The organism is Luteibacter sp. 1214 (assembly GCF_031455395.1).
Taxonomy (GTDB): domain Bacteria; phylum Pseudomonadota; class Gammaproteobacteria; order Xanthomonadales; family Rhodanobacteraceae; genus Luteibacter; species Luteibacter mycovicinus.
On record NZ_JAVDSQ010000001.1, the window covers coordinates 966481 to 992093 of the forward strand.

The following is a 25613-nucleotide window of genomic DNA, read 5'->3' on the forward strand; positions in this document are numbered from 1 at the left end:
GGGGCTTTGTTGTATCTGGGGTCAGAAAGCCGCGTCTGGCGTACAGCGCGGGCACGATGTGCCGCTGCCACAGGTCTCTCTTGGCACCGGCGACGGACTCGCCGAGAATCCGGTGACACTGCATTGGGAAGCCCACGTGTTCACACGCCTGAAGTCCATCTTCGCAACGTCCGGGGGCAACAGCAGCGCGGAAAACGATATCCGCCTCAATGTCTATGCCACCGTCAGCCCGCTGCCGAAGCCAAGCTTCCCTCACACGCTCCTCGGCGAGCGCGATCTGAGCGATCCGGAATTGCACGGTCACCTCGAGGGGTTCATCGGCTACACACTCAGCCGGGGCGACGGGGAAATGACTCACACCCGTTACCACGTGATGCGGCACCTTCAACGGGTGCAACACCATGTCAGCCTGATGCTGTCCTCGAATGCGCTCCCCGAGTTCGCTCGATGGGCCTGCCAGGCGAATGCGATCGTTTTCGACGACGACGGCAGGATCTGCGATCCCGAGGGCCGCGTGCTGATCGACAGCCAGGGCGCGGGAGATCCCGCTGCGGAGTTGCCCTACCCCACCGACGCGCTGGAACGAAAGTCGCGCAGCGAAGCAAGGCTGCTGGCGGATGGTATCGCCGTGCCTGGCAGCCTGCCGCCCATCATCGGTGAGCACGAGGTCCAGTGGCGCACTGCCGATGAGGTGGCCGGACGCGTGATGGCCCTTCTGGCCGTGAGCGCGTTTGCCGAGGGCATACGGGACAACGACCCGCTCGACCTCGAACAGATACGTGAACGGCTCCCGGCCGCCTTTTCGTATTTCTCGCAGGCCGAACAAGCGTTCCTGCAGGCCGCTACGCCCGACACGCACGTCGTCATCCAGATGGGGTGGCGTTATGAGAGCACGGCGATCCTCGCCTGGGCGGCGGGACTGTGGCCGGAACTACCGTCTCCCGGCGAGATATGCGACGTGTCCGGCCTGACCGGGCACCTGCTCGATGCGTCAGCACATGGTCTGCCGCCGACCCATGGCCTGCGGCCTGCAAACGAGATTCTCGACGCGCTCGACGAGACGATCCGATGGCACTGGGTCATTCGCGAAGCCGAACTCGGACGACGCGAATTCCCGCCCGACGTCATTCCCGGCGTCATCAGGGAACGGCACCACGCCCTGAACTGGCTCGTTGGTTTCGAGCGCGCGGATTGGGATGATGTGACGACGCCGACGTGAACTCACCAACCCGAAAGATCAGATCGGTCGTCCCCAACGAGGTCTGGCAACTGGCCATCGTTTTCGACGACGGGACCATACGCCTGTTCAACGCGTCCGTGGCCCGGGAGGAGATGGCCTGGTCGCAGCTGGCCTATCCCCAGACCTTCAAACATTTCTCATATAGCGATAGCGCATTAACGTGGCCTCTGCTGGGTAACGTCACGGCTGACTACCTGTACGACAACGCCGCACCCGTCACGCAAGCCACCCTCGAGCATCATGCCCTTCGCCTCAGCTACAAGAACCAGGCACCGACCGAGGAAGACGCCACGCATCACGTCTATGGCATCTATCTCCACGCCTTCAGCGAAGCTCTTTTCTCCGTGGGCGAGTCCATTGGCGGCGGTCACGCCGAGCGGGGCGGATCGCGACGGATGACGCTGCGCGAATGGCGGGACTGGCCCGGCTGGAAAGAGCACGCCATCCTGTCCGGCGCCGAGTGGGCCATCCCGGTCATCGAGTCCCATATCGATGACCCTGAAATGCTGGCGGATCGCCTCGTCCGCGAGATCTGTCGCCGAGCGGCCGATCCTCAGTAAGAGGAAATCGAGCCCTTAGGCCGGATAATGTCGCCCTGCCCCAACGGACCTCCTGGCTCATGAACGACCTGATCGGCGAAGAAGCGGAGTTCTATCTGAAGGCCTTTCACGGCCTCGACTACGCCGAAGGCAAGCTCGCCTCCAAGACCTTCGAGGAATGTACGTTCACCCGATGCTCTTTCGGCGACGCCGTCCTCGACCACTGCAAGTTCATCGACTGCACGTTCAACGCCTGCGATCTGAGCAACGTCAAGGTCAATGCCAGCAAGTTTCAGGGCGTGACCTTCAACGAATGCAAGGTGATCGGCGTGGACTGGGCGCGGGCGGACTGGCCTCGTTATGCGGCACCAGCCAAACTGGCATTCCGAAAATCAGTGGTGAACTACTCGTCGTTCTTCGACCTGAATCTTCAGGAGCTGGTGCTCGAAGAGTGCAAGGCACGCAACGTCGACTTTCGCCAGGGCGATTTCGCGCGAGCCAACTTCACCTACTCCGATTTCGCCGAGAGCATGTTCGGCAAGACGAAGCTGATAGGCGCGGACTTCAGCGAAGCGACCAATTACATCATGGACATTCGCGAGAACCAGATAAGAGGGGCCAAGTTCACGCGGACGGAGGCATCGGGGCTTCTCTACGGTCTGGGTATCGAGCTGGTCGACTGAAGCCAGGGACCGCAGGCATTGGTCAAGGCGCTCCTATGGCGCGCCGTTCAATACCTGCCTGAACCGATCCTCCGCGTGCCGCTGGGATGATCAAGCCCGGGATCGTCGCCAGTCGCCCTTGATGACGATCACTGCGAACAGAAGCAGTGTGATTCCGATCCTCGATGCAAGCGCAAGGGCGTAGTGCAGCCCGGGATCGATCAGCCGCGAAAGCGCAATCATGAGCGCGGTGTACACCAGCATGGTCACCCACCCCTGCCAGCTGCGAGGACCGATTCCCCAGCCAAAGCGCTTCTTCCCGAACCAATACGTCCGATCAGCCTTCATGCCCGGCGCCCCAAGGTTTTGTACCGCTCAATGTACGCCGGCACGATCGCAAGAACTTGTCGACTTACACGATGACCCGGCAAAGTACAGTAGCCGTCTGACGTTCCCGGCTATGATCCGGTCCACACCCCGCGAGGTATCAAGGATGACCGCTCGTTTATCACCCCGATTCGCTCTTTGGCGCGCTGGTGCCTTCTTCGGCATTCTCGCGGCAGCCGGCATCATCATCTTCGTTCCCGCCGGACTTCGCGAAGCGGGAGTCCACGTGGCGAAAGCGTGGGGACTCGGTCAGTGGGCCGCGCCGCTTTGTCTGTTGGGTGCGATACCCGGCGCGGTAATCGCAGATCGAATCCGAACGAACCGAACCTCCGCAGGTAGCTCGTAGGCACCTCGCATGGGATGCGTAGCGACTTCTATGATTCACTCCGCTCGATAAACAAAACGTGCCCAGGAAAGTGCTCTCGAATGGTGACCAGCTCGTCATCAATTCCGGCTCCGTCTAGCGGATCGAGTCGACGCGTCATGATCGTCAGATCGAGGCCCTGACGCCGAAGCTCCGACACCTCCGCCGGATCGGCGACACCGCCGTTGAGCCATATCGAAGCATGGCCCGCTGCCACATGGCGCCAGCGATCCCAGCCCTCTAGCGTCAACACAAAGACAATCATGGCGCGCTCCTATGGGTCGGACCACTAGACGCGACACCTCGTCGGGCACCTCGTCGAGGGTTCCTACCGGCGCCGTGCTCCCCTTGCCGGGAACGCGCAGCGAAACCGCCCCCGAAACTGACAGGATCACCTGCCACAATCTTTTCTGTGCCTTCGTAGTCCACTCTTGTGCCCCGCAGCAGAATGACGATAGTCCGACTCTATGGGTTCGATAGATTCAATCAGTTTCCGAACGCATCACGGCCAAGCGTACACTCCGACGAGGTCTTCCACAGGTTCGCGTCATGCCTACCAGCCAACGCGCCCCACTTGTTGCATCCAGTGCCCTTTGCATGCGGGCCAACGATGCTCTGGTCGACCCTCCGGCAGTCACGCTGCCCAACATCGTTGTCCCTCCGGCGCTCCGCGTCGGAACTCCGTGCAAGCCTGACACCCCGTAACGCCAGCATTTGGGACCTGTCCCAAGGAGAAAGAGCGCATGACCAATGAAGCCAAGTGCCCGTTCAACCATACCGCCGGCGGCGGTACGACCAATCGCGATTGGTGGCCCAAACAATTACGTGTCGACCTGCTGGCCCAGCATTCGAACAAGTCCAATCCCCTGGGTGAGCAGTTCAATTACGCCGAAGCGTTCAAGAGCCTCGATCTGGCGGCGGTCAAGGCCGACCTGACCAAGCTGATGACCGACTCGCAGGACTGGTGGCCCGCCGACTTCGGTCATTACGGCGGCTTGTTCATCCGCATGGCCTGGCACAGCGCCGGTACCTACCGCGTCGGCGACGGCCGTGGCGGCGGCGGTCGCGGTCAGCAGCGTTTCGCGCCGCTGAACAGCTGGCCCGATAACGTCAGCCTGGACAAGGCGCGCCGCCTGCTGTGGCCGATCAAGCAGAAGTATGGCCAGAAGATTTCCTGGGCGGATCTCTACATCCTGACCGGAAACGTCGCTCTGGAGAGCATGGGCTTCAAGACCTTCGGCTATGCCGGCGGCCGCGAAGACACCTGGGAACCCGACCAGGACGTGTACTGGGGTAACGAGAAAACCTGGCTGGGTGGCGACGTCCGCTACGGCAAGGGTGCCGCGGGTAAGGACGACGATGGCGGCGTCCTCGTTGCCGATGCCGAGAAGCATGGCGAAGAGCAGAGCCGCACCGATGGCGGTCGCAACCTCGAGAGCCCGCTCAGCGCCGTGCAGATGGGCCTGATCTACGTGAACCCGGAAGGTCCGGACGGCAATCCCGATCCGGCCGCCGCTGCGCACGACATCCGCGAAACCTTCGGCCGCATGGCCATGAACGACGAGGAGACCGTCGCGCTGATCGCTGGCGGTCACACCTTCGGCAAGACGCACGGCGCCGGCCCGGCCGATAACGTCGGTCCTGAGCCGGAAGGTTCCGACATCGAAAATCAGGGCTTCGGCTGGAAGAGCAGCTTCGGCAGCGGCAAGGGTGCGGATACCATCACCAGCGGCCTCGAAGTCACCTGGACCAGCACGCCCACCAAGTGGGGCAACGGCTTTTTCGAGAACCTGTTCGGTCACGAGTGGGAGCTGACGAAGAGCCCGGCCGGCGCCCATCAGTGGATCGCGAAGGACGCCGAGGAGACCATCCCGCACGCCTTCGATCCGTCGAAGAAGCAGCGCCCGACGATGCTGACCACCGACCTCTCGCTGCGCGTGGACCCGGCTTACGAAAAGATCTCCCGCCGTTTCCTGGAAAATCCGGACCAGTTCGCCGACGCGTTCGCCCGCGCGTGGTTCAAGCTGACCCACCGCGATATGGGACCCCGCGCCCGTTACCTGGGGCCGGAAGTGCCGGCCGAGGTGCTCGACTGGCAGGATCCGATTCCGGCGGTCGATCACCCGCTCATCGGCGAGTCCGACCTGGGCGCGCTGAAGGAGAAGATCCTTGCGTCGGGTCTGACCGTTGCCGAACTGGTCACCACGGCCTGGGCTTCCGCGTCCACCTTCCGAGGCTCCGACAAGCGCGGCGGTGCTAACGGCGCGCGCATTCGCCTGGCACCGCAGAAGGACTGGGAAGCCAACCAACCCGAACAGCTCGCCAAGGTGCTGAACGTCCTCGAAGGCATCAAGAAGGACTCGGATGCCGCAGGCAAGAAAGTCTCCATCGCCGATCTCATCGTGCTGGCGGGTAACGCCGGCATCGAAAAGGCCGCGAAGGATGCGGGTCACGCCGTAACCGTGCCCTTCTCCCCCGGTCGTGGCGATGCCACACAGGACCAGACGGATGTCGAATCCGTGGGCGCGCTCGAGCCGAAGGCCGATGGCTTCCGCAATTACCTCAAGCGCAAGTGGCGTGTACCCGCCGAAGCCCTTCTGATCGACAAGGCCCAGTTGCTGACCTTGACCGCGCCGGAGATGACCGTGCTGGTCGGTGGCCTTCGCGCGCTGGGTGTGCGCTCAGGTAACGACAAGCATGGCGAGTTCACGTCCAGGCCGGGCACGCTCACGAACGACTTCTTCCGCAACCTGCTCGACATGGGTACGGAATGGAGAGCGATGTCATCGGCACAGGATGTGTTTGAAGGCGTCGATCGCAAGTCGGGCGAGCGCAAGTTCACCGGTACGCGTGTCGACCTGATCTTCGGCTCGCATGCGCAGTTGCGTGCGATTGCCGAGGTGTATGCGACGGAAGATGCGCAGGCGAAGTTCGTGAAGGACTTCGTGGCGGCATGGACCAAGGTGATGAATCTGGATCGCTTCGATCTGAAGTAAGCGGGATACGTTTGCCGTTTTACCCGAAGGCCGCCGGGACCAACGTCCCGTCGGCTTTCTTTTTTTTACCATCCACCCAGCTCTTGACACGAAGGGTGCCGGCACGAAGACTCGGCCCACGGTCTTACACAGCGTCAAGGGGATCCATGGAAAGGAATTTGGACGAAAACCAGTCCGAACGCGTCACCATCAATGCCACCCGGACATTCTCACGCACATTTCTCGTCATGGTGCAGCTCTGGTTTTCTGGAGCGTCCGGGTATATCAATATCGCGGCACTCGCTGGCGTCATGACATTCGCGTTCCACCAACCGTCGCACTGGGGCATCGCCGCAGCAGGCGGCTTTGCATGGGTCGCCATCATGCTGCCGATCCTCTTCGCCTACCAGGCGTGGAAGGCCGTCCGACTCTCCAGGAAAGCCGGCCCGCTTCAGTTCGAACTGGATGCCGAGGGCCTCGTATGCAACAACAGGTCGTTTACTACGCAGATCAAGTGGCCGGCCATCGTGCGAGTCCGGACGACCAAGCGAACTATTTTCTTCTACGTTTCAAAAAATGCTGCCTGGTTCATCGATCGCCGAGACTTGAAAAATGGCGATGAGCAGGCCATTGCGGAGCTTGCCGCCGCGCATGGTTGTGCGATGACGCGTAAAGCACGCGCTGCCTGACGTTCTCGATGCCGTGAAGCTGGCTGTCGCGCACTAGCCGCTCAGAACATCGTCCGCGCACAGGCGCGTTCTACCCGGGCCCATACGTCAGGCGAACTGCTTTCCCATACACCATTCAGCAACTCACGAAACGCTGGGTCCTGCCGCGCCCGTATCTCGATGCGGTCGATGAAGTCCGCCCCGCGATAGTGGATCAGGTCCTCCAAAGGACCGGCGGCGAGCATCCCCAGAACCTCCTTGGGAGGCGATTTCGCCAGAATGTGCAGAATGACGTTCCATATGTCATCGCCAGGCGTGTCTGTGTCGTGGAATCGTTCGATCGACCACCACAGAGGGTGATCCTTCTGAAATCGCGAAGGGTCCTGCACACCCTCGATGTATGCCGTCGCCCAGCTTTCGAGTTCCGCATCGCTCATCGTCATATCAGGCTCTCCTGGATACCGCCATCAGATAGGCGCGGCACATGATCGGCAGCTGCGCCCTCAGCATCGCCAGCGAAGACACCGGCGCTTCCTTCTCCAGCACTTCGCGTACCGTTCCTACGAGAATCGTACGCACGGCAAACGTCACCGTCGGCAGGTCGTCGAAGTGGGCGTCGGCCGCGCTGGCAAGCAGCCGCTTGATCGCCTGGTCGGCGCGGCGGACGATGTCGTCGATCAGGTCATCGGTGTCGAGTTCGGCAGCCACCGTATACAGCACACGCGAACCGGGCATGTGGCGTAGCTTCGCTTCGAGATAGGCATGCACCAGCCCATCGGCCATCTCACCCAGCCGCGCACCTTCGAGCCGGACGCAGGCCTCTTCGGTCGCGATCACCACCTCGTAGAGGTACTGCTCCAGCACCGCGTACAGCAGCGCCTCCTTGTGCGGGAAGTACTGGTACATCGTGCCCACCGACACCCCTGCCCGCTCGGCCACCCGCGTAGTGGTCAGCTTGACGAGGCCGTCGGACAGCAAAACCTGAAACGTCGCCTCGAAAATCGCCGCCACCGTCGCGGTCGAGCGGGCCTGACGCGGGGTTTTACGCGGCTTGAGGGGGTCTGAAGGGACGACGGCCATATGCGAATGTAAAAACCGAAGGATGATTCATAAATTAACTCATAGCGCCATCCGCCACCTAATCCAGAAGGAAACGCCATGAGCAATACCGATCGACGCATCTCCCTCATCACCGGTGCCAACAAGGGTATCGGTCTCGAAATCGCCCGCCAGCTCGGCAAGGCCGGCCATCGCATCCTGCTCGGCGCCCGTGACACCGGCCGAGGCCAGCAGGCCGCCAAAACGCTCAGCGACGAAGGCATCGATGTCCGCTTCGTCTCGCTCGATCTCGGCAGTCCGGCATCGATCAAAGCCGCCGCGGCGGATATCGAAGCCAACGAGGGCCGTCTGGACGTCCTCGTGAACAATGCTGGCGTCGCCGTGCAAGGCGACGGCAACACCAGCATTGCGACGATGGACGCCGTGCGCACCACTTTCGAGACGAATTTCTTCGGGACGGTGGAAGTCACCCAGGCTCTGTTGCCGCTGGTGAAGAAGTCCGCCTCGGGACGCATCGTCAACATCTCCAGCGGCCTCGGCTCCATCGCGCTGAATGCCGATCCGACGTGGGACTATGCCGCGGTCAAGCTGATCGGCTACAACGCGTCGAAAGCCGCGCTGAACATGTTCACCGTGATCCTCGCCGATGAGCTGAAGGACACCGGGATCAAGGTCAACGTCGTCAACCCCGGTTACACCGCAACGGACCTCAACGGCAACAGTGGCCATCAGACCGTGGCCGAGGGTGCGCAGGAAGCCGTGCGAGTCGCGCTGCTTCCCGACGACGGCCCGACCGGCGCGTTCACCAGCAAGGAAGGTCCGGATCCGTGGTGAGCGCCAAGCTCGCGAGGTAATCAGGTCGCGGACGGGATCTGCGTAAACATCTCGACGAGGCTGTGGGGGGCACGCTCGCCGAAACAGATGTCGAGGAGTTCGTCCGCGTCCGCCGCCGCCGAGGCGCTGCGTGGAAACAGCGTCGCCTCGTATGCGGCAAGCGCCGCTTCGATGTCGCCGGGATGAGCCACGATGGCTTCAGCCAGTTCCGCGCCATCCCACATCGCCAGATTGGCGCCCTCACCCGAGGGCGCCATCAGGTGGGCGGCGTCGCCGAGCAAGGTCACCCCGGGAACGCGACCCCAACGATGATCGCCCGGTAAGGCATGGATGATGCGGAGGACGGGCGGCGTTTCACCATCGGTAATCAGCGCGGTGAGCCCCGACGCCCAGCCGTCGAATTCCAGGGCCACGCGAGCCCTTGCTGCCGCCGGATCGGAGACGTCGATCTCGGCCATCCAGGCTTCGGATCGCCTGAGCGCCACATAGGTATGAAGCGCGCCATCCGGCTCCCGGTGCGCAAGGATGCCTTTGCCAGGCATCGCGGCAAACATGGCGCCGCCACCAACCGCATCCGCTGCCGCCTTGTGGCGCTCGTCGCTTTCGTAGAGGTAGGTCTCGACATACGACATGCCCACGTAGGCCGGCCTGGCATCCGACAGCAACGAACGCACCTTCGACCATGCGCCGTCGGCACCGACGAGAAGGTCGGCCGTCACACTCGATCCGTCGACGAAGGTCAGGCGATGCTGCGCACCTCCCGCTGGCGATGCACTGACAAGCTTGCGCCCCCACTGAATGACGCCACCCGGCAGCGACTCGATTAGCATGCGGCGAAGCTCGCCACGAGGCACTTCCGGGCGGCCACCGGTGCCGTCATCCGGCTCGTCGAACAGGACGCGACCGTCCGCGTCGAGCACGCGCGTTTGCTGACCGCCAGGGTGAACGAGCGCCTGAAAGGCATCGAAGAGACCTGCCGCCCTGATTGCCCGCTGCCCATCGCGTTCGTGGATGTCGAGCATGCCACCCTGCGTACGTGCCGTCGCCGAGGCCTCTGCCTCGAACACCGTCGACGCGATGCCATGGACGTGGAGAACGCGCGCCAGCATCAAGCCGCCAAGACCGGCACCAACGATCGCTATGGGGGTATGCATTGGGGGAAGACCTTGCGGAAGGTTTTATGGAACGTCGTTCCAATCATGTTGGAACGACGTTCCATCCATGTCAAGATGGCTCATGGTCAAGAAAGCTGCCCCCGCCCCGCGCCGTGAAGACTCCCTCTCCCGGGACCGCATCGTCGACGTGGCTATCGAACTCCTCGACGCCGAGGGTGAGAGCGGTTTGACGTTTCGCGCTCTGGCGGGGCGGCTCGCCACGGGCCCGGGCGCGATCTACTGGCACGTTGCCAATAAAGGCGAGTTGCTGACAGCCGCGTGCGACGCGATCGTCGGCCGGACGATGACGATCGCAGTGGCTGGCGAGTCGCCGGAAACCGACATCCGCGCGCTGGCTCTCGGGCTCTTCGACGCCATCGACGCGCATCCATGGGTGGGCTCCGCGCTCACGCGCGCGCCCGGGCAGCTGCCTGCCGTTCGCATACTCGAAGGACTCGGCCAGGCCCTCTGCGCGCTTGACGTTCCGGCCGAGAGGCAGTGGCCGACGGTGTCGGCATTGCTGAGTTACATCCTCGGCGTGGCGGGACAGAATGCGGCCAACGCGCATGTCGGCAGAACGCTGGGGACGGATCGCCTGGCCTTCCTGTCGAGTGTCGCTGCGACCTGGTCCGAGCTCGACGAAGAGGCCTTTCCGTTTGTGCGGAGCATGGCGGGGCCTCTGCGTGAGCATGACGATCGCGCGGATTTTCTGGCGGGGATCGATCTGATTCTTGGCGGGGTCCGCGGACGAAGGGGCGTGATCAGGGAGGAAGTAAGTCCGTGCGCTCACGCACCAGATCGATGAAGGCACGGAGGCCAGCGGACATATGCCGGTGCGCGGGGTAGTACACCGCGAGACCAGGGAAGCCGGGGCTCCAGTCGTCGAGAACACTTACCAGATGGCCAGCGGCGAGATGCTCGGGAACGCCCGGGCCATTGCTCCACGTCCACGCTAGGCCGAAGCCGTCGACGGCGGCCGCAACCATCAGATTGTGATTGTCCAGGCCAAGCGGACCGTCAACCTCGATACGCCGCTGCTCGCCGCGTTTTTCGAACTCCCACCGATAGATCGTCCCGCTCGGCAGGCGGCCCCGGATGCAGACGTGCTTCGCGAGGTCGTCCGGTACCTTCGGCTTCCCATGGGTTTTGAAGTACTCCGGTGAGCCGACCACGATCAGCCGCAGCTTGTCCGAGCAGCGCACGGCGACCATATCCTGCGGCACGTCGTCAGCCAGACGAAGACCCGCATCGAAACCCTCCGCCGCGATGTCGATGAATCGACCCTCGGTATTGAGGTCGAGGCGCATCTCCGGATAGCGGCGCAGGTACTCGAGGATGACGGGCTCGAGGATCATGGCCGCGCCGCCTTCCGCCGCACTGATCCGCAGCGTCCCGGTCGGGCTGTCCCGGAAGGCGTTGGCGGCCTCCATCGCGGCGGATATCTCGCCCAGTGCCGGGCGCACCCGTGCCACGAACTGCTCCCCGGCTTCGGACAACGACACGCTGCGGGTCGTCCGGTTGAACAGGCGGACGCCCATGCGTTGCTCCAGGGCCGCGACCGCGTGGCTCAACGCCGACGGGGACATGCCCAGGGCCACGGCGGCCCGTCGGAAGTTCTGGTGGCTGGCCACCGCCAGTACCGCCTGAAGTTCGATCAGCCCGGCCTTGTGCATTGTTCGGGATTCCGCATCGATGGGTGCCGGATAAGCCTGATTGACGGGATGGCCGGGTGCAAGTGAAAACCGTCATCTTCGGCCCCGCCTCTGTATAATCGTGCCCAGCAACACCCGGTGGGAGAAGCGGAAGGACCCGCTGCCGAAGGCGCAACGCCCGTAATCGCTCAGGCTCCCATGACCACCGGCGTGCTTCATCACTCTGGAGAGACCGGTTAGATCCGGCGCCGAAGGTGCAAGAGGCCATCCGCCTCCAAACTCTCAGGCAAAAGGACAGAGGGGCGCCCCACGTGCCGGCACGGCACGTTCTTTCGGATGCCTCCAAAGTCATGAGCCAGAAAAACTCTCCTTCGCTGCGCGAGCTCGAGAACCATGGCGCGTTCATCGAGCGCCACATCGGCCCGAATGACGCCGAGATCGCCGAGATGCTCGCCGTGGTCGGCCACGCCGACCTCGATGCGCTGACGGACGCCATCGTCCCCGGCTCGATCAAGTCGCCCGCCCCGCTGTCGCTGCCCGCAGCGGTGACCGAGGAAGAGGCGCTGGCCAAGATCCGCGCGATCGCCGACCGCAACACCGTCTTCCGCAGCTTCATCGGCCAGGGCTACTACGGCACGCTCACGCCGAACGTCATCCTGCGCAACGTGCTCGAGAACCCGGCGTGGTACACGGCCTATACGCCGTACCAGGCGGAGATCTCGCAGGGCCGCATGGAGGCGCTGATCAACTTCCAGACCATGGTCACCGACCTGACCGGCATGGACATCTCGAACGCGTCGCTGCTCGACGAGGCCACCGCCGCGGCCGAAGCGATGACGCTGGCCAAGCGCTCGGCCAGGTCGAAGTCGAACGTCTTCTTCGTCTCGAAGGACGTCCATCCGCAGACCCTCGAAGTGCTGCGCACGCGTGCCGACGGAATCGGCATCGAACTGCACGTCGGTGACGACAGCGAAGGTACGACGGTCGACAGCTTCGGCGTGCTGCTGCAGTACCCGAACACCTTCGGTCGCATCAACGATTACAAGGCGCTCGCCGACGCGACCCACGCGCGCGGTGCCATCGTCTGCGTCGCCACCGACCTGCTCGCCCTCACGCTGATCGCTTCGCCGGGCAGCTGGGGTGCGGACATCGTCGTCGGCAACACGCAGCGCTTCGGCGTGCCGTATGGCTTCGGTGGCCCGCACGCCGCGTACCTCGCCTGCCGCGATGCGTACAAGCGCTCGATGCCGGGTCGCCTGATCGGCGTCTCCGTCGACACCGAGGGCAAGCCGGCTTACCGCCTCACCCTGCAGACCCGCGAGCAGCACATTCGCCGCGAAAAGGCCACGTCCAACATCTGTACCGCGCAGGTGCTGCTCGCCGTCATGGCCAGCATGTATGCCGTGTACCACGGTCCGGAAGGCCTCGTCCGCATCGCCCGCCGCACGCATCGCCTCACCGCGATCCTCGCCGGTGCGCTCGGCAAGGCTGGCGTTGCCGTTGGCGGCGACTTTTTCGACACGCTGCACGTCACCGGTGTCGACGCGAAGGCGCTGCACGCCAAGGCCGCAGCCGCCAACCTCAACCTGCGCGCAATCGACGCGAACAGCGTCGGCATCAGCCTCGACGAGACCACCACGCGTGCGGACATCGCCGCGCTGGCCGGCGTGTTCGGTGCGAACGTGAACGACATCGACGCACTCGATGCCGCGACCGACGACGCACTGCCGACTGCCCTGCTCCGCGATGTCGATTTCCTGCAGCATCCGGTGTTCAACACGCACCACAGCGAGCACGAGCTGCTTCGCTACCTGCGCGGCCTGGCCGACAAGGATCTCGCGCTGGATCGCACCATGATCCCGCTGGGCTCCTGCACCATGAAGCTCAACGCCACCGCCGAGATGATCCCGGTGACGTGGCCGGAGTTCGCCAACATCCATCCGCTGGCCCCGGCCAGTCAGGCGCAGGGTTACAAGCAGCTGATCGACGAGCTCGAGGCGATGCTGGTCGAGTGCACCGGTTACGACTCCGTCAGCCTGCAGCCGAACTCCGGCGCCCAGGGTGAATACGCCGGCCTGCTCGCGATCCGCGCGTACCACCGCTCGCGTGGCGAAGGCCATCGCGACATCTGCCTGATCCCGGAATCCGCGCACGGCACCAACCCGGCGTCCGCGCAGATGTGCGGCATGACCGTCGTGGTCACGCGCTGCGATGCCAACGGCAACGTCGATGTCGACGACATCCGCGCCAAGGCGGAGAAGTATTCGGATCGTCTCGCCGCGATCATGATCACCTACCCGTCCACGCATGGCGTGTTCGAGGAAGACGTGGTCGCCATCTGCGACGTCGTGCACAAGCACGGCGGCCAGGTGTACACCGACGGCGCCAACATGAATGCGCTGGTCGGCGTGGCCAAGCCGGGCAAGTGGGGTTCGGACGTCTCGCACCTCAACCTGCACAAGACCTTCTGCATTCCGCACGGCGGTGGCGGCCCGGGCGTCGGCCCGTGCGCGGTCAAGTCGCACCTCGCGCCGTTCCTGCCGCGTGCCTTCGGCGCCGAGGGCGACGTGGGCATGGTCAGCGCGGCTACCTTCGGCTCCGCGTCGATCCTGCCGATCTCGTGGATGTACATCACGCTGATGGGCACCGAAGGCCTGCGCAAGGCGACGCAGGTCGCGCTGCTCAACGCCAACTACATCGCGAAGCGCCTCGCTCCGCATTACAAGACGCTGTACACGGGTCGTAACGGCCTGGTCGCGCACGAGTGCATTCTCGATCTGCGTCCGCTCAAGGACGTCACGGGCGTGGGCGCGGAAGACGTGGCCAAGCGCCTCATCGACTTTGGCTTCCACGCACCGACCCTGTCGTTCCCGGTCGCGGGCACGCTGATGGTCGAACCGACCGAAAGCGAGTCTCAGCATGAGCTGGACCGTTTCATCGACGCCATGATCCAGATCCGTGAAGAGATCGCCGCGGTGGAAGATGGCCGTCTGGATCGCGAGGACAACCCGCTGCGCAATGCTCCCCATACGGCTGCCATGGTCACCGGCACCGAGTGGACACACGCCTATCCGCGTGAGCTGGCCGCGTTCCCGCTGCCCTCGCTGAAACTCAGCAAGTACTGGCCGCCGGTGTCGCGCGTGGACAACGTCTACGGCGACAAGAACGTGATGTGTGCCTGCATCCCCATCGATGCCTACAAGGAAGATGCGGAGGTTTGAGGCTTTCGCTGCTGAAAGCGTTCAGGGCGGGAGCCATCGCCAGCAGGCTGGCTCCCGAATCCCTCGCTCCATACCCCCGCGAATCCCTTCGGCCATGCTTTGTCTTAAACTGGAAACCTGACCGCCGCACCTCCGCAGCGGCGCACTTTCCAAGGTAAGCGCATGACTCAGGAAACTCTTCGCGACCAAAGCCTCCTCGGCCTCCTCAGGGGCGTCGAGGACTTCAGCGCCAACGTCTTCCCCGAGACGCAGGAGCTCTTCAGCGAGCTGGCCGAAGGCCAGAGCCCGCACACCTTGTTCATCACCTGCGCGGATTCACGCGTGGTCCCGGAGATGATCACCCAGACCCAGCCAGGGGATCTCTTCGTCTGCCGCAACATCGGCAACATCGTGCCCGGCTACGGCGAAATGCTCGGTGGCGTGTCCGCCGTGGTCGAATTCGCGGTCGCCGTCCTGCATGTCCGTCATGTCGTGATCTGCGGTCATAGCGACTGCGGCGCCATGAAGGGCCTGCTCAACCCGGACTCCACCCGGACGCTGCCTACGGTCGAGGCCTGGCTACGCAACGCGGCCGCCGCCAAGAGCGCGGTGTTCGCACGCCAGATAGAGGGCCCTGCCCTGCTCAACGCCGTGACCCAGGAAAACGTCCGCCTCCAGCTGGCCCATCTGCGCACGCATCCGGCGGTCACCGCCGCGCTCGCCAACAAGGCGATCACGTTGCAGGGCTGGGTGTATGACATCGGCGACGGTACCGTTTCGGTGCTCGACCAGGCACACGACGAGTTCATCCCGCTGGCCGAGGCGATCAAGCGGGAACACAAGGCGTGATCCTGCCGGGGCGGGCGCACCTGGGCCACATCCTGCGTTACGTGGGCAAGCCGTTGATCTGGCTGCTTGCGTGGGATGTGGCGGTCACCGCCTTCTGGTACGTGATGCATCCGCGGCTCACGGCGGAGTTTCCCGCCCTGCCGCTCACTCTGCTCGGCTCGGCCGTCGCGGTGTACCTCAGCTTCCGCAACACCACGGCGTACGCGCGCTGGTGGGAAGCGCGCACCCTCTGGGGAGCGATGGTCAACGCCTCGCGGACACTCGCCCGCGAGGCGGTCACGCTCCTGCCGGACCGCGGCATGGGCGTCACGGTCGCGCATCGACAGATCGCCTATGTGCACGCGCTGCGCATGCATCTGCGTCGACAGGCGCCGTGGGACGAACTCGCGGCGCGGCTGCCGGCGGAGGAAGTCGAACGACTGCGCGGCGTCCTCAACGTGCCTAACGCGATCCATGCGCGCACCGCGGCGCTCATTGCCGACACCCGCCCCGATCCGATCATTCAGGCGGCCTTCGCGCGGACGCTGTCGGACATCTCTAACGCTCAGGGTGGCATGGAGCGGATCAAGAACACGCCTTTGCCGCAGCAGTACGCGACCTACCCGGCCATCTTCACGCACGGTTTCTGCATCCTGCTGCCCCTCGGCCTGGTCGAGACGCTGGGCCTGCTGACACCGCTCGGCTCGACGGTCGCGGGCTTCCTCTTCCTCGCCCTGCTGCAGATCGGCAACGATATGCAGAACCCCTTCGAGAACCTCGAAGACGACGTGCCGCTGACCACGCTCACGCGCGGCATCGAGATCGACCTGCGCGACTCACTCGGCGAAACGCATGGGCTGAAGCCGGTGCAGCCGAGCGACGGGATTCTCTGGTAGCGATTGCTGCGCTGCATCCATGACGCCTGGCACACGACCCGGCCTCCGATTCGGATTTCAATCGATATAAATACCGGTCCCGGAGATCTGCCCTTGCGCGCGATTCGCCCGTTCGTCCTTGCCGCCGCCGTTCTGCCGGCCGCTGTCGCTGCCGCTTCCGGCCCCGCCGACCTCGTCAACCCACTGATCGGCACCACCAACGGCGGCAACGTCTTCCCGGGCGCCGTCGTGCCGTTCGGCATGCTGCAGTTCAGTCCCGAGGCCTCGCCGTTGCCGGGCAAGAAGGCCCCGATCGCCGCACCGGGGGGTTACGAATATCGCGCCGATGCGATTCGCGGTTTCAGCCTGACCAACGTCGAAGGCTGGGGTTGTGCGGGTGGCTCGGGCGATGTACCGATCATGCCGATCACCGGGGACGTGACGACCTCACCCAGCACCGACTTCCGCCATGCGTACGCATCGAAGTTCAGCCACGACCATGAGACGGCTAAAGCGGGCCAGTATCGCGTAACGCTCGATAACGGCGTCACCGCCGATCTCACCGCCGCGCTGCACAGCGGTGCCGCACGCTTCTCCTTCCCCGCCGAGAAGCCGGCCAACGTGCTCGTGCGCGCGTCCGATTCGGAGGTCGGTTCGGAGAACGCGGACGTCGTGGTCGACAAGGCGAACCGTCGCATCAGCGGCTCGGTCACCAGCGGTAACTTTTGCGGCTATATCGACAAGGCGGACCGCCACAGCTACTACACGATTCATTACGTCATCGAGTTCGACCAGCCGTTCGCCAGCACGGGCACGTGGAAGGACACCGCCGTGACCAAGGGCGGCACAAAGAGCGAAGGCGGCTCGGGCTACGGTGAAAAGGGCTTCCCTGCCGAGGGCAAAGGTTCCGGCGCATGGGTCGGTTTCGCCAGGGGCACGAAGGACGTGAACCTGCGGGTCGGCATCTCGTACGTCAGCGCGGCGAACGCGCAAGCCAACCTCGATGCTGAAGTACCGAAAGGCACTTCGTTCGACACCGTGCGCGATAACGCGGTGGCCGCCTGGAACAAGCAGCTGTCGCGCATCGATATCGAAGGCGGCACGCCGGACCAGCGCACGGTGTTCTACACCGCGCTCTACCACGCATCGATGACGCCGAACGTCTTCAGCGATACCAATGGCGAGTACATGGGTTTCGATCAACAGGTGCATAAGGTTTCCGGCACGCAGAAAGCGCAGTACGCGAATTTCTCCGGCTGGGACGTGTACCGCTCGCAGCTGCCGCTGGTGACCTGGCTCGACCCGAAGACCGGCAGCGACATCGCGCAAAGCCTCTACAACCAGGCGCAGCAGAACAAGGGCGTCTGGGACCGCTGGACGCATAACAACGGCGCGACGCACGTCATGAACGGCGATCCCGCCGCGCCGTCGATCGCCGGCATCTACGCGTTCGGTGGCAGGGACTTCGACGTCAAGGGCGCCTTTGCCTCGCTCGTGCATGCCGCAGACAACCCGACTGAACTGGACAAGTCGATGGATGGGTGTCCGGTCGAGTGCGTCGGCCAGCGCCCGGGTCTCGAATCGTGGCTCAAGCTGCACTACATCCCCGTGGGCGCACCGTCGTGGGGGCCCGCCGCGGATACGCTCGAAATCGTCGCCGCCGAGTTCGCCCTCAGCGCCCTGTCCGACCGGCTCGGCGACAAGGCCACTTCCACGCGTTTCCTGGACCGAGCCCAGTACTGGCGCAACCTGTTCGATCCGAAGGCCGCTCCGGACGGCGGCTACATCCGCAACCGCAACGCCGACGGCAGCTGGGCGCTGGTGAAGGATGATGACGACAAGGGGGCCCACGCGTTCACGCCATCCACGGAAGACGGCTTCGTCGAAGGCAGCGCCGCGCAATACGTGTGGATGGTGCCGTTCAACGTGCACGGCCTGTTCGACGCGATGGGTGGCATGGACAAGGCGCGCAAACGTCTGGACAACTATTTCTATCAGCCCGATGGCACCTTCGCGGTCACGAAGTCCGGGCCGCTGCATGCGGAGCTCGACAACGAGCCGTCGATCGGTGGTCCCTGGCTTTACAACTACGCCGGCCAGCCATGGAAGACACAGGAGCTGGTGCGCCGCGTCCTCGATACGATCTGGGTCAACGGTCCGAACGGCATCCCCGGCAATGACGACCTGGGCGAGATGTCTTCGTGGTATGTGTTTGCGGCGTTGGGCATCTACCCGAATATCCCGGGACGCGCGGAGTTCATCGTGGGCAGCCCGATTTTCACGAAGGCCACCGTGCATCGCGAAGGCGGCGATGTGGTGATCGAAGCGCCGAATGCGGGCGCGGGCAAGCCGTATGTCACGGGGCTGAAAGTCGACGGGAAGACGACGCCCCGCTCATGGCTGCCGGAGTCGTTCGCGACCGGCGGCGGCAAGCTCGAGTTCGACCTGTCGGACAAGCCGAACAAGAGCTGGGCGAGCAAGGCATCGGACGCCCCGCCGTCGTTCGACACCAGGAAGCACTGATTATGTAGGAGCGCGCCTGCGCGCGACGGGGTCTGCTGCAGCCCCTATCGCGCGCAAGACGCGCTCCTACAAAGTGCTGTGGCGCAGGCGTAGTGCGTTCGCTACCACCGACACCGAGCTCAGACTCATCGCCAGTGCGGCGATCATCGGTGACAGCGTCAACCCGAACACCGGGTACAACACGCCAGCCGCTACCGGCACACCTACCGCGTTGTAGACGAACGCGAAGAACAGGTTCTGCCGGATGTTTTTCACGGTCGCATCCGACAGAGCGCGAGCACGGGCGATGCCGGCGAGGTCGCCCTTCAGCAGCGTAACCGAAGCGTTCTCGATGGCGATATCGCTGCCATTGCCCATGCCGATACCGATATCGGCCACCGCCAGCGCCGGGGCATCGTTCACACCGTCGCCCGCCATGGCCACGACGGCACCGTTTGCCTTCAGCGACGCCACGATGCGTGCCTTGTCTTCCGGCGATGCGCCGGCGTGTACGTCATCGATTGGCAACGAGGCTGCTACCGCTTTCGCGGTGGCCGCATTATCGCCCGTCAGCATCACCAGCTTGACGCCGGCCTCATGCAAGGCCTCGAGCGCCGGCTTCGTCGACGGCTTGACCGCGTCCGAGAAGGAAAAAACCCCCGCCAGTCGTCCATCGATCGCGAGGTACATCGCGGTGGCGCCCCTTGCACGTGCTTTCGAAGCCACGTCATGCGCGGCACCGAGTTCGACACGCTCGTTTTCCATTAGCCGGCCGTTGCCTACGGCTACATCGCGGCCCTCGACGCGACCGCTCACGCCGCGCCCCACGTAGACCTGGAATCCCGACACGGCGGCGATGGTTACGCCCTCCCCTTCCGCCGCCGCGACGATAGCCGCCGCCAGCGGATGCTCGCTGGGACGCTCGACGGCAGCGGCCATTGCCAACGCGGTGGCACGATCGACCCCGAACGTACGCACATCGGCCAGCGTCGGCTTGCCTTCGGTCAGCGTGCCGGTCTTGTCGAAGACCAGCGTGTCGATATCCCGCAGCCGCTCGATCGCTCCGGCATCGCGAAACAGCACGCCCGCCTGGGCACCACGACCGCTCGCCACCATGATCGACATCGGCGTCGCAAGGCCGAGGGCGCAGGGACACGCGATGATGAGAACCGAGACGGCCGCCACCAGTGCATGCGTCAACGCTGGCTGCGGGCCCACCCACCACCAGGCCGCGAACGCCAGGATCGCGGCGACGACGACGAGCGGGACGAACCACGCCGCCACCTTGTCCGCGACGCGCTGCGACGGCGCGCGCGAGCGTTGCGCTTCGGCGACCATCGCCACGATGCGAGATAAGACCGTGTCCGTACCGACATGATCGACGCGCATCGTCAGTGCGCCGTGCTGGTTCTGCGTGCCGCCGGTCAGCCGGTCATGCGCATGCTTGGCCACGGGCATCGCCTCGCCCGTAAGCATGGCTTCATCGACGTGGCTCTCGCCATCCAGCACGGTGCCGTCGACCGGTACTTTCTCGCCCGGACGCACGCGAAGCGTGTCACCGACGCGCAGGGCATCGATCGCGACATCCTCTTCGTGGCCATCGCTGCCGACGCGACGTGCCGTCTTCGGCACGAGACCCAATAAACCTCGCAGCGCTTCGCCGGTGCGCCGACGGGCGCCCAGCTCGAGGAAGTCACCCAGCGTCACCAGTGTCACGATCACGGCCGCGGATTCGAAATAGACCGCGACCTGCCCATGCATGTCGCGCATGGCCGGGGGAAACTTGCCGGGGAGAAGAAAAGCGATCGTGCTGTAAAGCCAGGCGACGCCCGTACCCAGCGCGATCAACGTATACATGTTCGGCGACCACGGCTTGAGCGACCGCCAGCCACGGGCGAAAAACGGCGCGCCGCCCCACAGCACCACGACCGTCGCCAGGATCGCCTCGACCCAGCCGAGGATCGCCGCCCACGGCTGATGCCATGCCTGCCCCGCAAGATGCGGAATCATGGCGATCAGGAACACGGGCACCGTCAAGGCGACAAGCAGCGCCAGCCGACGGCCCATCGAGCGCACCTCACCGTCGTCGTCATCCAGGCTCGGCATCGCCGGCTCGAGCGCCATGCCGCACTTCGGGCATGAGCCCGGGCCTTCCTGCCGCACGTCCGGGTGCATGGGACAGGTGTAGATCGTCCCGGCGGGCGCAGGTGCCGCCGGGGTCTTCGGGCCGAGGAAGGCCATCGGGTCGGCGGCGAATCGTTCGCGGCAGCGGCCGCAGCAGAAGTGATACTCCTGGCCGTCATGCATCGCGTGGTGTGCGGTCTTTGCAGGATCGACCGTCATGCCGCACACGGGATCGATCGCGGTCGCCGGCTCGGCGGCCGCGTGGTGCGCGCAGCAGGAGCTCATGCGTTCGGCTCCGCCAGCGCCTTGAGGATGGGACAGTCTTCAGGCGCACCGTGTCCCGGGCACGCCTCGACCAGTTCAGAGAGGCCATCGCGGACACGCTGGAGTTCGGCGATGCGCTCGTCGATGGCCTGAAGGCGCGCTGCGGCGCGTTCGCGGACGCCCACGACACCGCCGTGGCGGTCGGCCGAGAGGGCCAGCAGTTCGCGGATTTCATCGAGGGTGAAGCCGAGGTCCTTCGCTCGACGGATGAAGCGCAGGCGGGACACCGCACCCTGGTCGTATTCACGGTAACCCGAGGGGCGGCGCTTCGGCTCGGGAAGGAGGCCTTCCCGCTCGTAGAACCGAATGGTGTCGATAGCGACGCCCGCGCTCTGCGCGATGCGGCCGATGGTGAGGGAGGTTTGGCTGGTCATGGGATAAGTCTAGACCCTTTATCCATGTCCAGAGTCAAGCGATTGGGCTCATGGGGCGACCACCCCACCTACCAACGCAAAACCCGCGGCCCCAGCAACGCACCCACCACCGAGGGCACCAGCATCCCAAGCAAATACCAGACCGACCAGAACGGCGGCGCCATTTCCGGGCAATGCAGGCAGTAGGCAACGGCGGAGGTCGCACCAGCCAGCAATCCCGCAGCGGCTCCCGCCAGGCGCAGCCGCACGGGCGCCATACCACGTACCGCCCACAACATGGCGACAAACGGCGGTACCGACAGGACGGCGATGATGATCGAGCACACCTTCCAGGTATGACCGAGCAACAACGGCACGCGGGCATCGACATCCGCGCCGGCGAGCGCGATGCCTGCGGCGATCCAGGCGATCACGGCCGGTATCACGACGGCGGTCCATCCCGCACCCACCGACACGCCCGGACGCGACAGCCGGAGCGTCACGAGCAGGGCACCGCCGCCGAGGGCCACCGCAAATCCGAGCCGGAACCAGAAGACCGGCATGGAGACCACCTCGCCGAGATCCGGACGGATACCCAGAAAGACCGCCATCAACACCGTGGCTGACGACAATCCGATGAGGATGGCTACCGCGAAGCGCCAGGGCGGGACACGCCGATCGACCGGTGTCGTCTGGCTTGCCAGCAGGGAGATCAGATCGTCGGTCTTCATGTCAGGCCTCGAATGCGCGTGGCGAGGGCCTTGAGGCCGCGGTGTATGCCGACTTTGACCGCCGATTCGGACAGTCCGCTGCGAGACGCGGCTTCGGCCACGGACAAGCCCTGAAGCTTGACCAGTTCGATCGGAAGGCGATGGCGCTCAGGCAGGGTGACCAGTAACTCGCCGAGATCGCGCCTTGCTTCAGCCGGCTCCAGGTCGACAGTACCGAAGAGGTTATCGTCTTCCCAGAGGGGCTCGTGCAATGCCTCTCGTCGCGCGTGCGCGCGAAAGAAATCCATCAGCTTGTACCGGGTAATGGCATAGACCCAGGCCGTCAGTGACTGATCGTCCTGATAGGTGTGCCGTGCGTTATGAATGGCCAGCAGGGCCTCCTGCAGTACGTCCTCGACATCGGCCGGAGCCTTCGGCAGTCGGCGACGCAGGTACGCACGCAAGTGCGACGACAGCCTGCCGAGGAAAAGGCGGTACTGCGCGGCATCACCGCTCAGCCCTTGCAGGAAACACCAGCGCAGTTCGACCTCAGCGGAGGTGGTGGCGTCATTATCGGACATCGTCCCGCCTGTGATCACCCGAACACGGGCATCGCGGAGTGTAACGCTGGAGGTAACGGGAGTTCATAGTCACTATTCGCGTCCGCGCCCCATCCGGTTACACCTCGCGATGTCCGGGTGTAACCAGCGGGCCCTTTCGAGCGAATTCTCCTGTACCGGACGCCGTGTCCGGATCCAAGGAGACCGCCATGAACCATCGCCACATCGCTTCCCTCGCCCTGACCTTCGCCGCCCTGACCGCCGGTGTCGCTCACGCCGACGCCGCCAAACCCGCCGTCGAAAAATGCTGGGGTGTCGCCAAGGCCGGCCAGAACGACTGTGCCGCCGGCCCCGGTACGACCTGCGCTGGTACCGCAAAGGCGGATTATCAGAAGAACGCGTGGAAGAACGTCCCGGTCGGCACGTGTACCGCCATCAAGACCCCCAAGGGCAACGGCTCCCTGACCAAGGTCGGTTGAGCTCGCCATGACCCTCGCACCCACCGCGGGTATCGGTTTCAAGCCCCAGCACGCCGACGACGTCTTCGCTTGTGCGTCGCCGGCCCTTTGGCTCGAGATCCATCCGGAAAACTACGCGGTGGATGGTGGGCCGCGACTGGCCCTGCTGGATGCGCTCGCGTCGCGGTTCCCGCTGTCGCTGCACGGGGTCTCCCTGTCACTGGCCGGGGAGACCCCGCCCGATCCCGTGTGGCTGAGGCGACTGAGGACCCTCATCGAGCGAACGCAGCCCGTTCTGGTATCGGAGCACCTCGCGTGGTCATCGTGGGACGGGAACTATCTTCCCGACCTGCTTCCCTTCCCCCGGACGCACGAGGCCCTGTCGATAATCGTTGAGCACGTCGACCGGACGCAGACGGCACTCGGGCGGCGCATCTCGCTTGAAAACCCATCTCATTACCTCCCGATCGACGGGCACGAGTGGAGCGAAACGGCATTTCTGTCCGAGCTTGCCAGACGCACGGGGTGCGGCCTGTTGCTGGATATCAACAACGTCCACGTCAGCGCCCGAAATCTCGCCGCCGATGCCCACGACTACATCGATGCATTCCCTCTTTCGCTCGTCACCGAGATCCATCTGGCCGGACACGCATTCGACGAGGGACTCGAAGGCCTCCTGATCGATTCGCACGATGCACCGGTCGCCACCGAGGTGTGGGACCTCTACAGCTACACACTGCAAAAGACAGGTCCGGTGCCGACCCTGATAGAGCGCGATGGCAACGTTCCATCGTTCCCGACGCTGCTGGCCGAGCGCGATATCGCTCAGGCGATTCTTGCCAATGCGCACGGACGGACGCCATGACGTCCGCGTCTTTCCAGCAAGCGTTCGCGGAGGCTCTAGGGGCGGATGGCAGCCGCACGGCGTTCTCCGACCATCCTGCGTTCGCCGTGTATCGCAACACGGTAATGCGTGGGTGCATCGATGCCCTCGAAGCCAACTACCCCGCGGTATCGTGTCTCGTGGGGCGCGACTGGTTCCGGTCGGCGGCAGCCATCTTCGTCGGCGAAGACCCGCCGCGCGACGCGCGCCTCGTGGCGTACGGCGAACGCTTTGCCGACTTCCTCGCGAGGTTCGCACCCGCCTTCGAGCTACCCTATTTACCCGATGTCGCACGCCTCGACCGCTTGTGGACGGAGAGCTACATCGCGCCCGACGCATCGCACCTCGACGTAGCATCCTGGCGACAGGCGGATCCCGCCGCCATGGCGTCATGGCATCTCACGGTCCATCCGGCGACGCGCACGTTCGCCTCCGACCTGCCTGCCTTTTCCATCTGGTCACCCAGCCGGGCCGGTGAGGCCGTCCATGGCGATCTCGTGTGGGAGCCGGAGACTGTACTGGTTACCCGGCGCAATCACGAAGTACGCGTCACGCCAGCCAGTCCCGCCGTGTTGTCTCTCCTGCATGCGTGTGAGGCCGGTCTGTCCCTGGCCGATGCGATCCGTACAACCACCGATGCTCATCCCGGCACCCGCATCGACCTGCTCGTCGCCCTCCTCGTCGAGGCGGGTGCTTTCGCCTCATCCTGAAGGATCCGATTCCCATGATTGAACCACGCTCTTTCTCCGACAACTCCTTGCGCGCACGGTGGAACGCGATCGCCGGAGCCGTCGAATCCCACATCGGCCACAGCTTCCTGGCCTCGGTAGCCCGCGTCTCCATCGCCGCGATCTTCTTCCAGTCCGGACGCACGAAGGTCGAAGGTTTTCTGACCATCACGGAGAGCACGTACGAACTGTTCCGCACGGAATACAAGCTTCCGCTGGTGCCGCCGGAAATTGCGGCGCACATGTCCGCCTATGTCGAAACTTTTGTACCCGTACTCCTGGTGCTGGGCATCATGACGCGCCTCTCCGCCACCGTTCTCCTCGGCATGACGACCATCATCGAGATCTTCGTGTATCCCGACGCATGGCCTACCCATCTGTCATGGGCGGCCATCCTGCTGTACCTGATCGCACGCGGAGGCGGACGCGTGTCGCTCGATCATGCATTCGGCATTCGCTGACCGCGAAAAGATAGTGCGGGCAGCTGTAACCGAATAGCCACCGGCAACGAATCAATCAGTGCCACTTCCGGCA

Annotated in this window: 25 protein-coding genes and 1 riboswitch; of the genes, 15 read left to right on the forward strand and 10 right to left on the reverse strand. The window is 64.4% G+C overall.

Annotated elements, in window-relative coordinates; translation table 11 throughout:
* Nucleotides 1-136 precede the first annotated feature (136 nt).
* The 3 genes from J2X57_RS03980 to J2X57_RS03990 are packed head-to-tail and all read left to right on the forward strand — an operon-like array spanning nt 137 to nt 2462.
* Entirely contained in the window at nt 137-1219 is a 1083-nt protein-coding gene (locus J2X57_RS03980) for a DUF4272 domain-containing protein (protein ID WP_309864010.1), read from the forward strand.
* Entirely contained in the window at nt 1216-1800 is a 585-nt protein-coding gene (locus J2X57_RS03985) for a hypothetical protein (RefSeq protein WP_309864013.1), read from the forward strand. The genes J2X57_RS03980 and J2X57_RS03985 overlap by 4 nt, the downstream gene beginning before the upstream one ends.
* 59 nt (nt 1801-1859) lie before the next feature.
* Entirely contained in the window at nt 1860-2462 is a 603-nt protein-coding gene (locus J2X57_RS03990) for a pentapeptide repeat-containing protein (protein WP_309864014.1), read from the forward strand.
* Between the two features lie 90 nt (nt 2463-2552).
* Here J2X57_RS03990 and J2X57_RS03995 read toward each other — a convergent pair whose 3' ends face one another.
* Together J2X57_RS03995 and J2X57_RS04000 are read right to left on the reverse strand one after the other, a co-directional pair.
* Entirely contained in the window at nt 2553-2705 is a 153-nt protein-coding gene (locus J2X57_RS03995; protein ID WP_309864016.1) for a hypothetical protein, read from the reverse strand.
* A gap of 497 nt (nt 2706-3202) precedes the next feature.
* Nucleotides 3203-3457: a hypothetical protein gene (locus J2X57_RS04000; protein ID WP_043693292.1), complete on the reverse strand. Its 255-nt coding sequence runs from the start codon at nt 3455-3457 to the stop codon at nt 3203-3205.
* A gap of 478 nt (nt 3458-3935) precedes the next feature.
* Here J2X57_RS04000 and katG point away from each other — a divergent pair, with 478 nt between their 5' ends.
* Nucleotides 3936-6188 carry a catalase/peroxidase HPI gene (gene katG, locus J2X57_RS04005; protein ID WP_036114203.1) on the forward strand — a complete coding sequence of 751 codons (2253 nt, stop codon included), beginning with the start codon at nt 3936-3938 and terminating at the stop codon, nt 6186-6188.
* 146 nt (nt 6189-6334) lie between these two features.
* Nucleotides 6335-6856, forward strand: a complete 522-nt coding sequence (locus J2X57_RS04010) for a YcxB family protein (RefSeq protein ID WP_308846561.1) — start codon at nt 6335-6337, stop codon at nt 6854-6856.
* Nucleotides 6857-6897: 41 nt separating this feature from the next.
* Here J2X57_RS04010 and J2X57_RS04015 read toward each other — a convergent pair whose 3' ends face one another.
* Nucleotides 6898-7278: a DUF6869 domain-containing protein gene (locus J2X57_RS04015; protein WP_308846562.1), complete on the reverse strand. Its 381-nt coding sequence runs from the start codon at nt 7276-7278 to the stop codon at nt 6898-6900.
* Between the two features lies 1 nt (nt 7279).
* Nucleotides 7280-7915 (reverse strand): TetR/AcrR family transcriptional regulator, encoded by a 636-nt coding sequence (locus tag J2X57_RS04020; protein ID WP_309864019.1) that lies wholly within the window; start codon nt 7913-7915, stop codon nt 7280-7282.
* A 78-nt stretch (nt 7916-7993) separates the two neighbouring features.
* Between J2X57_RS04020 and J2X57_RS04025 the strand changes: the two genes are divergently transcribed.
* Nucleotides 7994-8728, forward strand: coding sequence for an SDR family oxidoreductase (locus J2X57_RS04025; protein ID WP_036114213.1), 735 nt, complete (start codon nt 7994-7996; stop codon nt 8726-8728).
* Between the two features lie 20 nt (nt 8729-8748).
* Here the strand turns inward: J2X57_RS04025 and J2X57_RS04030 are convergent, their stop codons facing one another.
* A complete protein-coding gene (locus tag J2X57_RS04030) occupies nt 8749-9882 on the reverse strand; it encodes an NAD(P)/FAD-dependent oxidoreductase (protein WP_309864021.1) in 1134 nt (377 codons plus the stop codon).
* A gap of 82 nt (nt 9883-9964) precedes the next feature.
* On the opposite strand from J2X57_RS04030, the gene J2X57_RS04035 reads away from it, so the two are divergent.
* Nucleotides 9965-10687, forward strand: a complete 723-nt coding sequence (locus J2X57_RS04035; RefSeq protein ID WP_036114215.1) for a TetR family transcriptional regulator — start codon at nt 9965-9967, stop codon at nt 10685-10687.
* On the opposite strand, the gene J2X57_RS04040 is transcribed toward J2X57_RS04035, so the two are convergent.
* Nucleotides 10644-11555 (reverse strand): LysR family transcriptional regulator, encoded by a 912-nt coding sequence (locus tag J2X57_RS04040; protein WP_309864025.1) that lies wholly within the window; start codon nt 11553-11555, stop codon nt 10644-10646. The two genes, J2X57_RS04035 and J2X57_RS04040, sit on opposite strands and share 44 nt — an antisense overlap.
* 192 nt (nt 11556-11747) lie before the next feature.
* Nucleotides 11748-11842, forward strand: a riboswitch (glycine riboswitch).
* 42 nt (nt 11843-11884) lie between these two features.
* Here J2X57_RS04040 and gcvP point away from each other — a divergent pair.
* The 4 genes from gcvP (at nt 11885) to J2X57_RS04060 (ending at nt 18960) form a co-directional block, all read left to right on the forward strand.
* A complete protein-coding gene (gcvP, locus tag J2X57_RS04045) occupies nt 11885-14755 on the forward strand; it encodes an aminomethyl-transferring glycine dehydrogenase (protein WP_309864028.1) in 2871 nt (956 codons plus the stop codon).
* Between the two features lie 162 nt (nt 14756-14917).
* Nucleotides 14918-15583, forward strand: a complete 666-nt coding sequence (locus J2X57_RS04050; protein ID WP_036114222.1) for a carbonic anhydrase — start codon at nt 14918-14920, stop codon at nt 15581-15583.
* Entirely contained in the window at nt 15580-16458 is an 879-nt protein-coding gene (locus tag J2X57_RS04055; RefSeq protein WP_051943748.1) for a bestrophin family ion channel, read from the forward strand. Before J2X57_RS04050 ends, J2X57_RS04055 begins: the two co-directional genes overlap by 4 nt.
* 93 nt (nt 16459-16551) lie before the next feature.
* On the forward strand, nt 16552-18960 hold the full coding sequence (locus J2X57_RS04060; RefSeq protein WP_309864036.1) for a GH92 family glycosyl hydrolase: 2409 nt from the start codon (nt 16552-16554) through the stop codon (nt 18958-18960).
* 66 nt (nt 18961-19026) lie between these two features.
* Here J2X57_RS04060 and J2X57_RS04065 read toward each other — a convergent pair whose 3' ends face one another.
* The 4 genes from J2X57_RS04065 to J2X57_RS04080 form a co-directional block, all read right to left on the reverse strand.
* Complete coding sequence (locus tag J2X57_RS04065) at nt 19027-21348, reverse strand: heavy metal translocating P-type ATPase (RefSeq protein ID WP_309864039.1); 2322 nt, start codon at nt 21346-21348, stop codon at nt 19027-19029.
* Complete coding sequence (locus J2X57_RS04070) at nt 21345-21761, reverse strand: heavy metal-responsive transcriptional regulator (RefSeq protein WP_309864042.1); 417 nt, start codon at nt 21759-21761, stop codon at nt 21345-21347. The genes J2X57_RS04065 and J2X57_RS04070 overlap by 4 nt, the downstream gene beginning before the upstream one ends.
* Before the next feature lie 68 nt (nt 21762-21829).
* Entirely contained in the window at nt 21830-22471 is a 642-nt protein-coding gene (locus tag J2X57_RS04075) for a DUF1109 domain-containing protein (protein ID WP_309864046.1), read from the reverse strand.
* Entirely contained in the window at nt 22468-23031 is a 564-nt protein-coding gene (locus tag J2X57_RS04080; protein WP_036114244.1) for a sigma-70 family RNA polymerase sigma factor, read from the reverse strand. Before J2X57_RS04080 ends, J2X57_RS04075 begins: the two co-directional genes overlap by 4 nt.
* A 188-nt stretch (nt 23032-23219) precedes the next feature.
* Here J2X57_RS04080 and J2X57_RS04085 point away from each other — a divergent pair, with 188 nt between their 5' ends.
* The 4 genes from J2X57_RS04085 to J2X57_RS04100 are packed head-to-tail and all read left to right on the forward strand — an operon-like array spanning nt 23220 to nt 25540.
* On the forward strand, nt 23220-23489 hold the full coding sequence (locus J2X57_RS04085; RefSeq protein WP_043693269.1) for a DUF2282 domain-containing protein: 270 nt from the start codon (nt 23220-23222) through the stop codon (nt 23487-23489).
* 7 nt (nt 23490-23496) lie between these two features.
* Nucleotides 23497-24333, forward strand: a complete 837-nt coding sequence (locus J2X57_RS04090) for a DUF692 domain-containing protein (protein ID WP_309864052.1) — start codon at nt 23497-23499, stop codon at nt 24331-24333.
* A complete protein-coding gene (locus J2X57_RS04095) occupies nt 24330-25061 on the forward strand; it encodes a DNA-binding domain-containing protein (protein WP_309864055.1) in 732 nt (243 codons plus the stop codon). The genes J2X57_RS04090 and J2X57_RS04095 overlap by 4 nt, the downstream gene beginning before the upstream one ends.
* Nucleotides 25062-25075: 14 nt before the next feature.
* Nucleotides 25076-25540: a DoxX family protein gene (locus J2X57_RS04100; protein ID WP_309864058.1), complete on the forward strand. Its 465-nt coding sequence runs from the start codon at nt 25076-25078 to the stop codon at nt 25538-25540.
* Nucleotides 25541-25613: the final 73 nt, after the last annotated feature.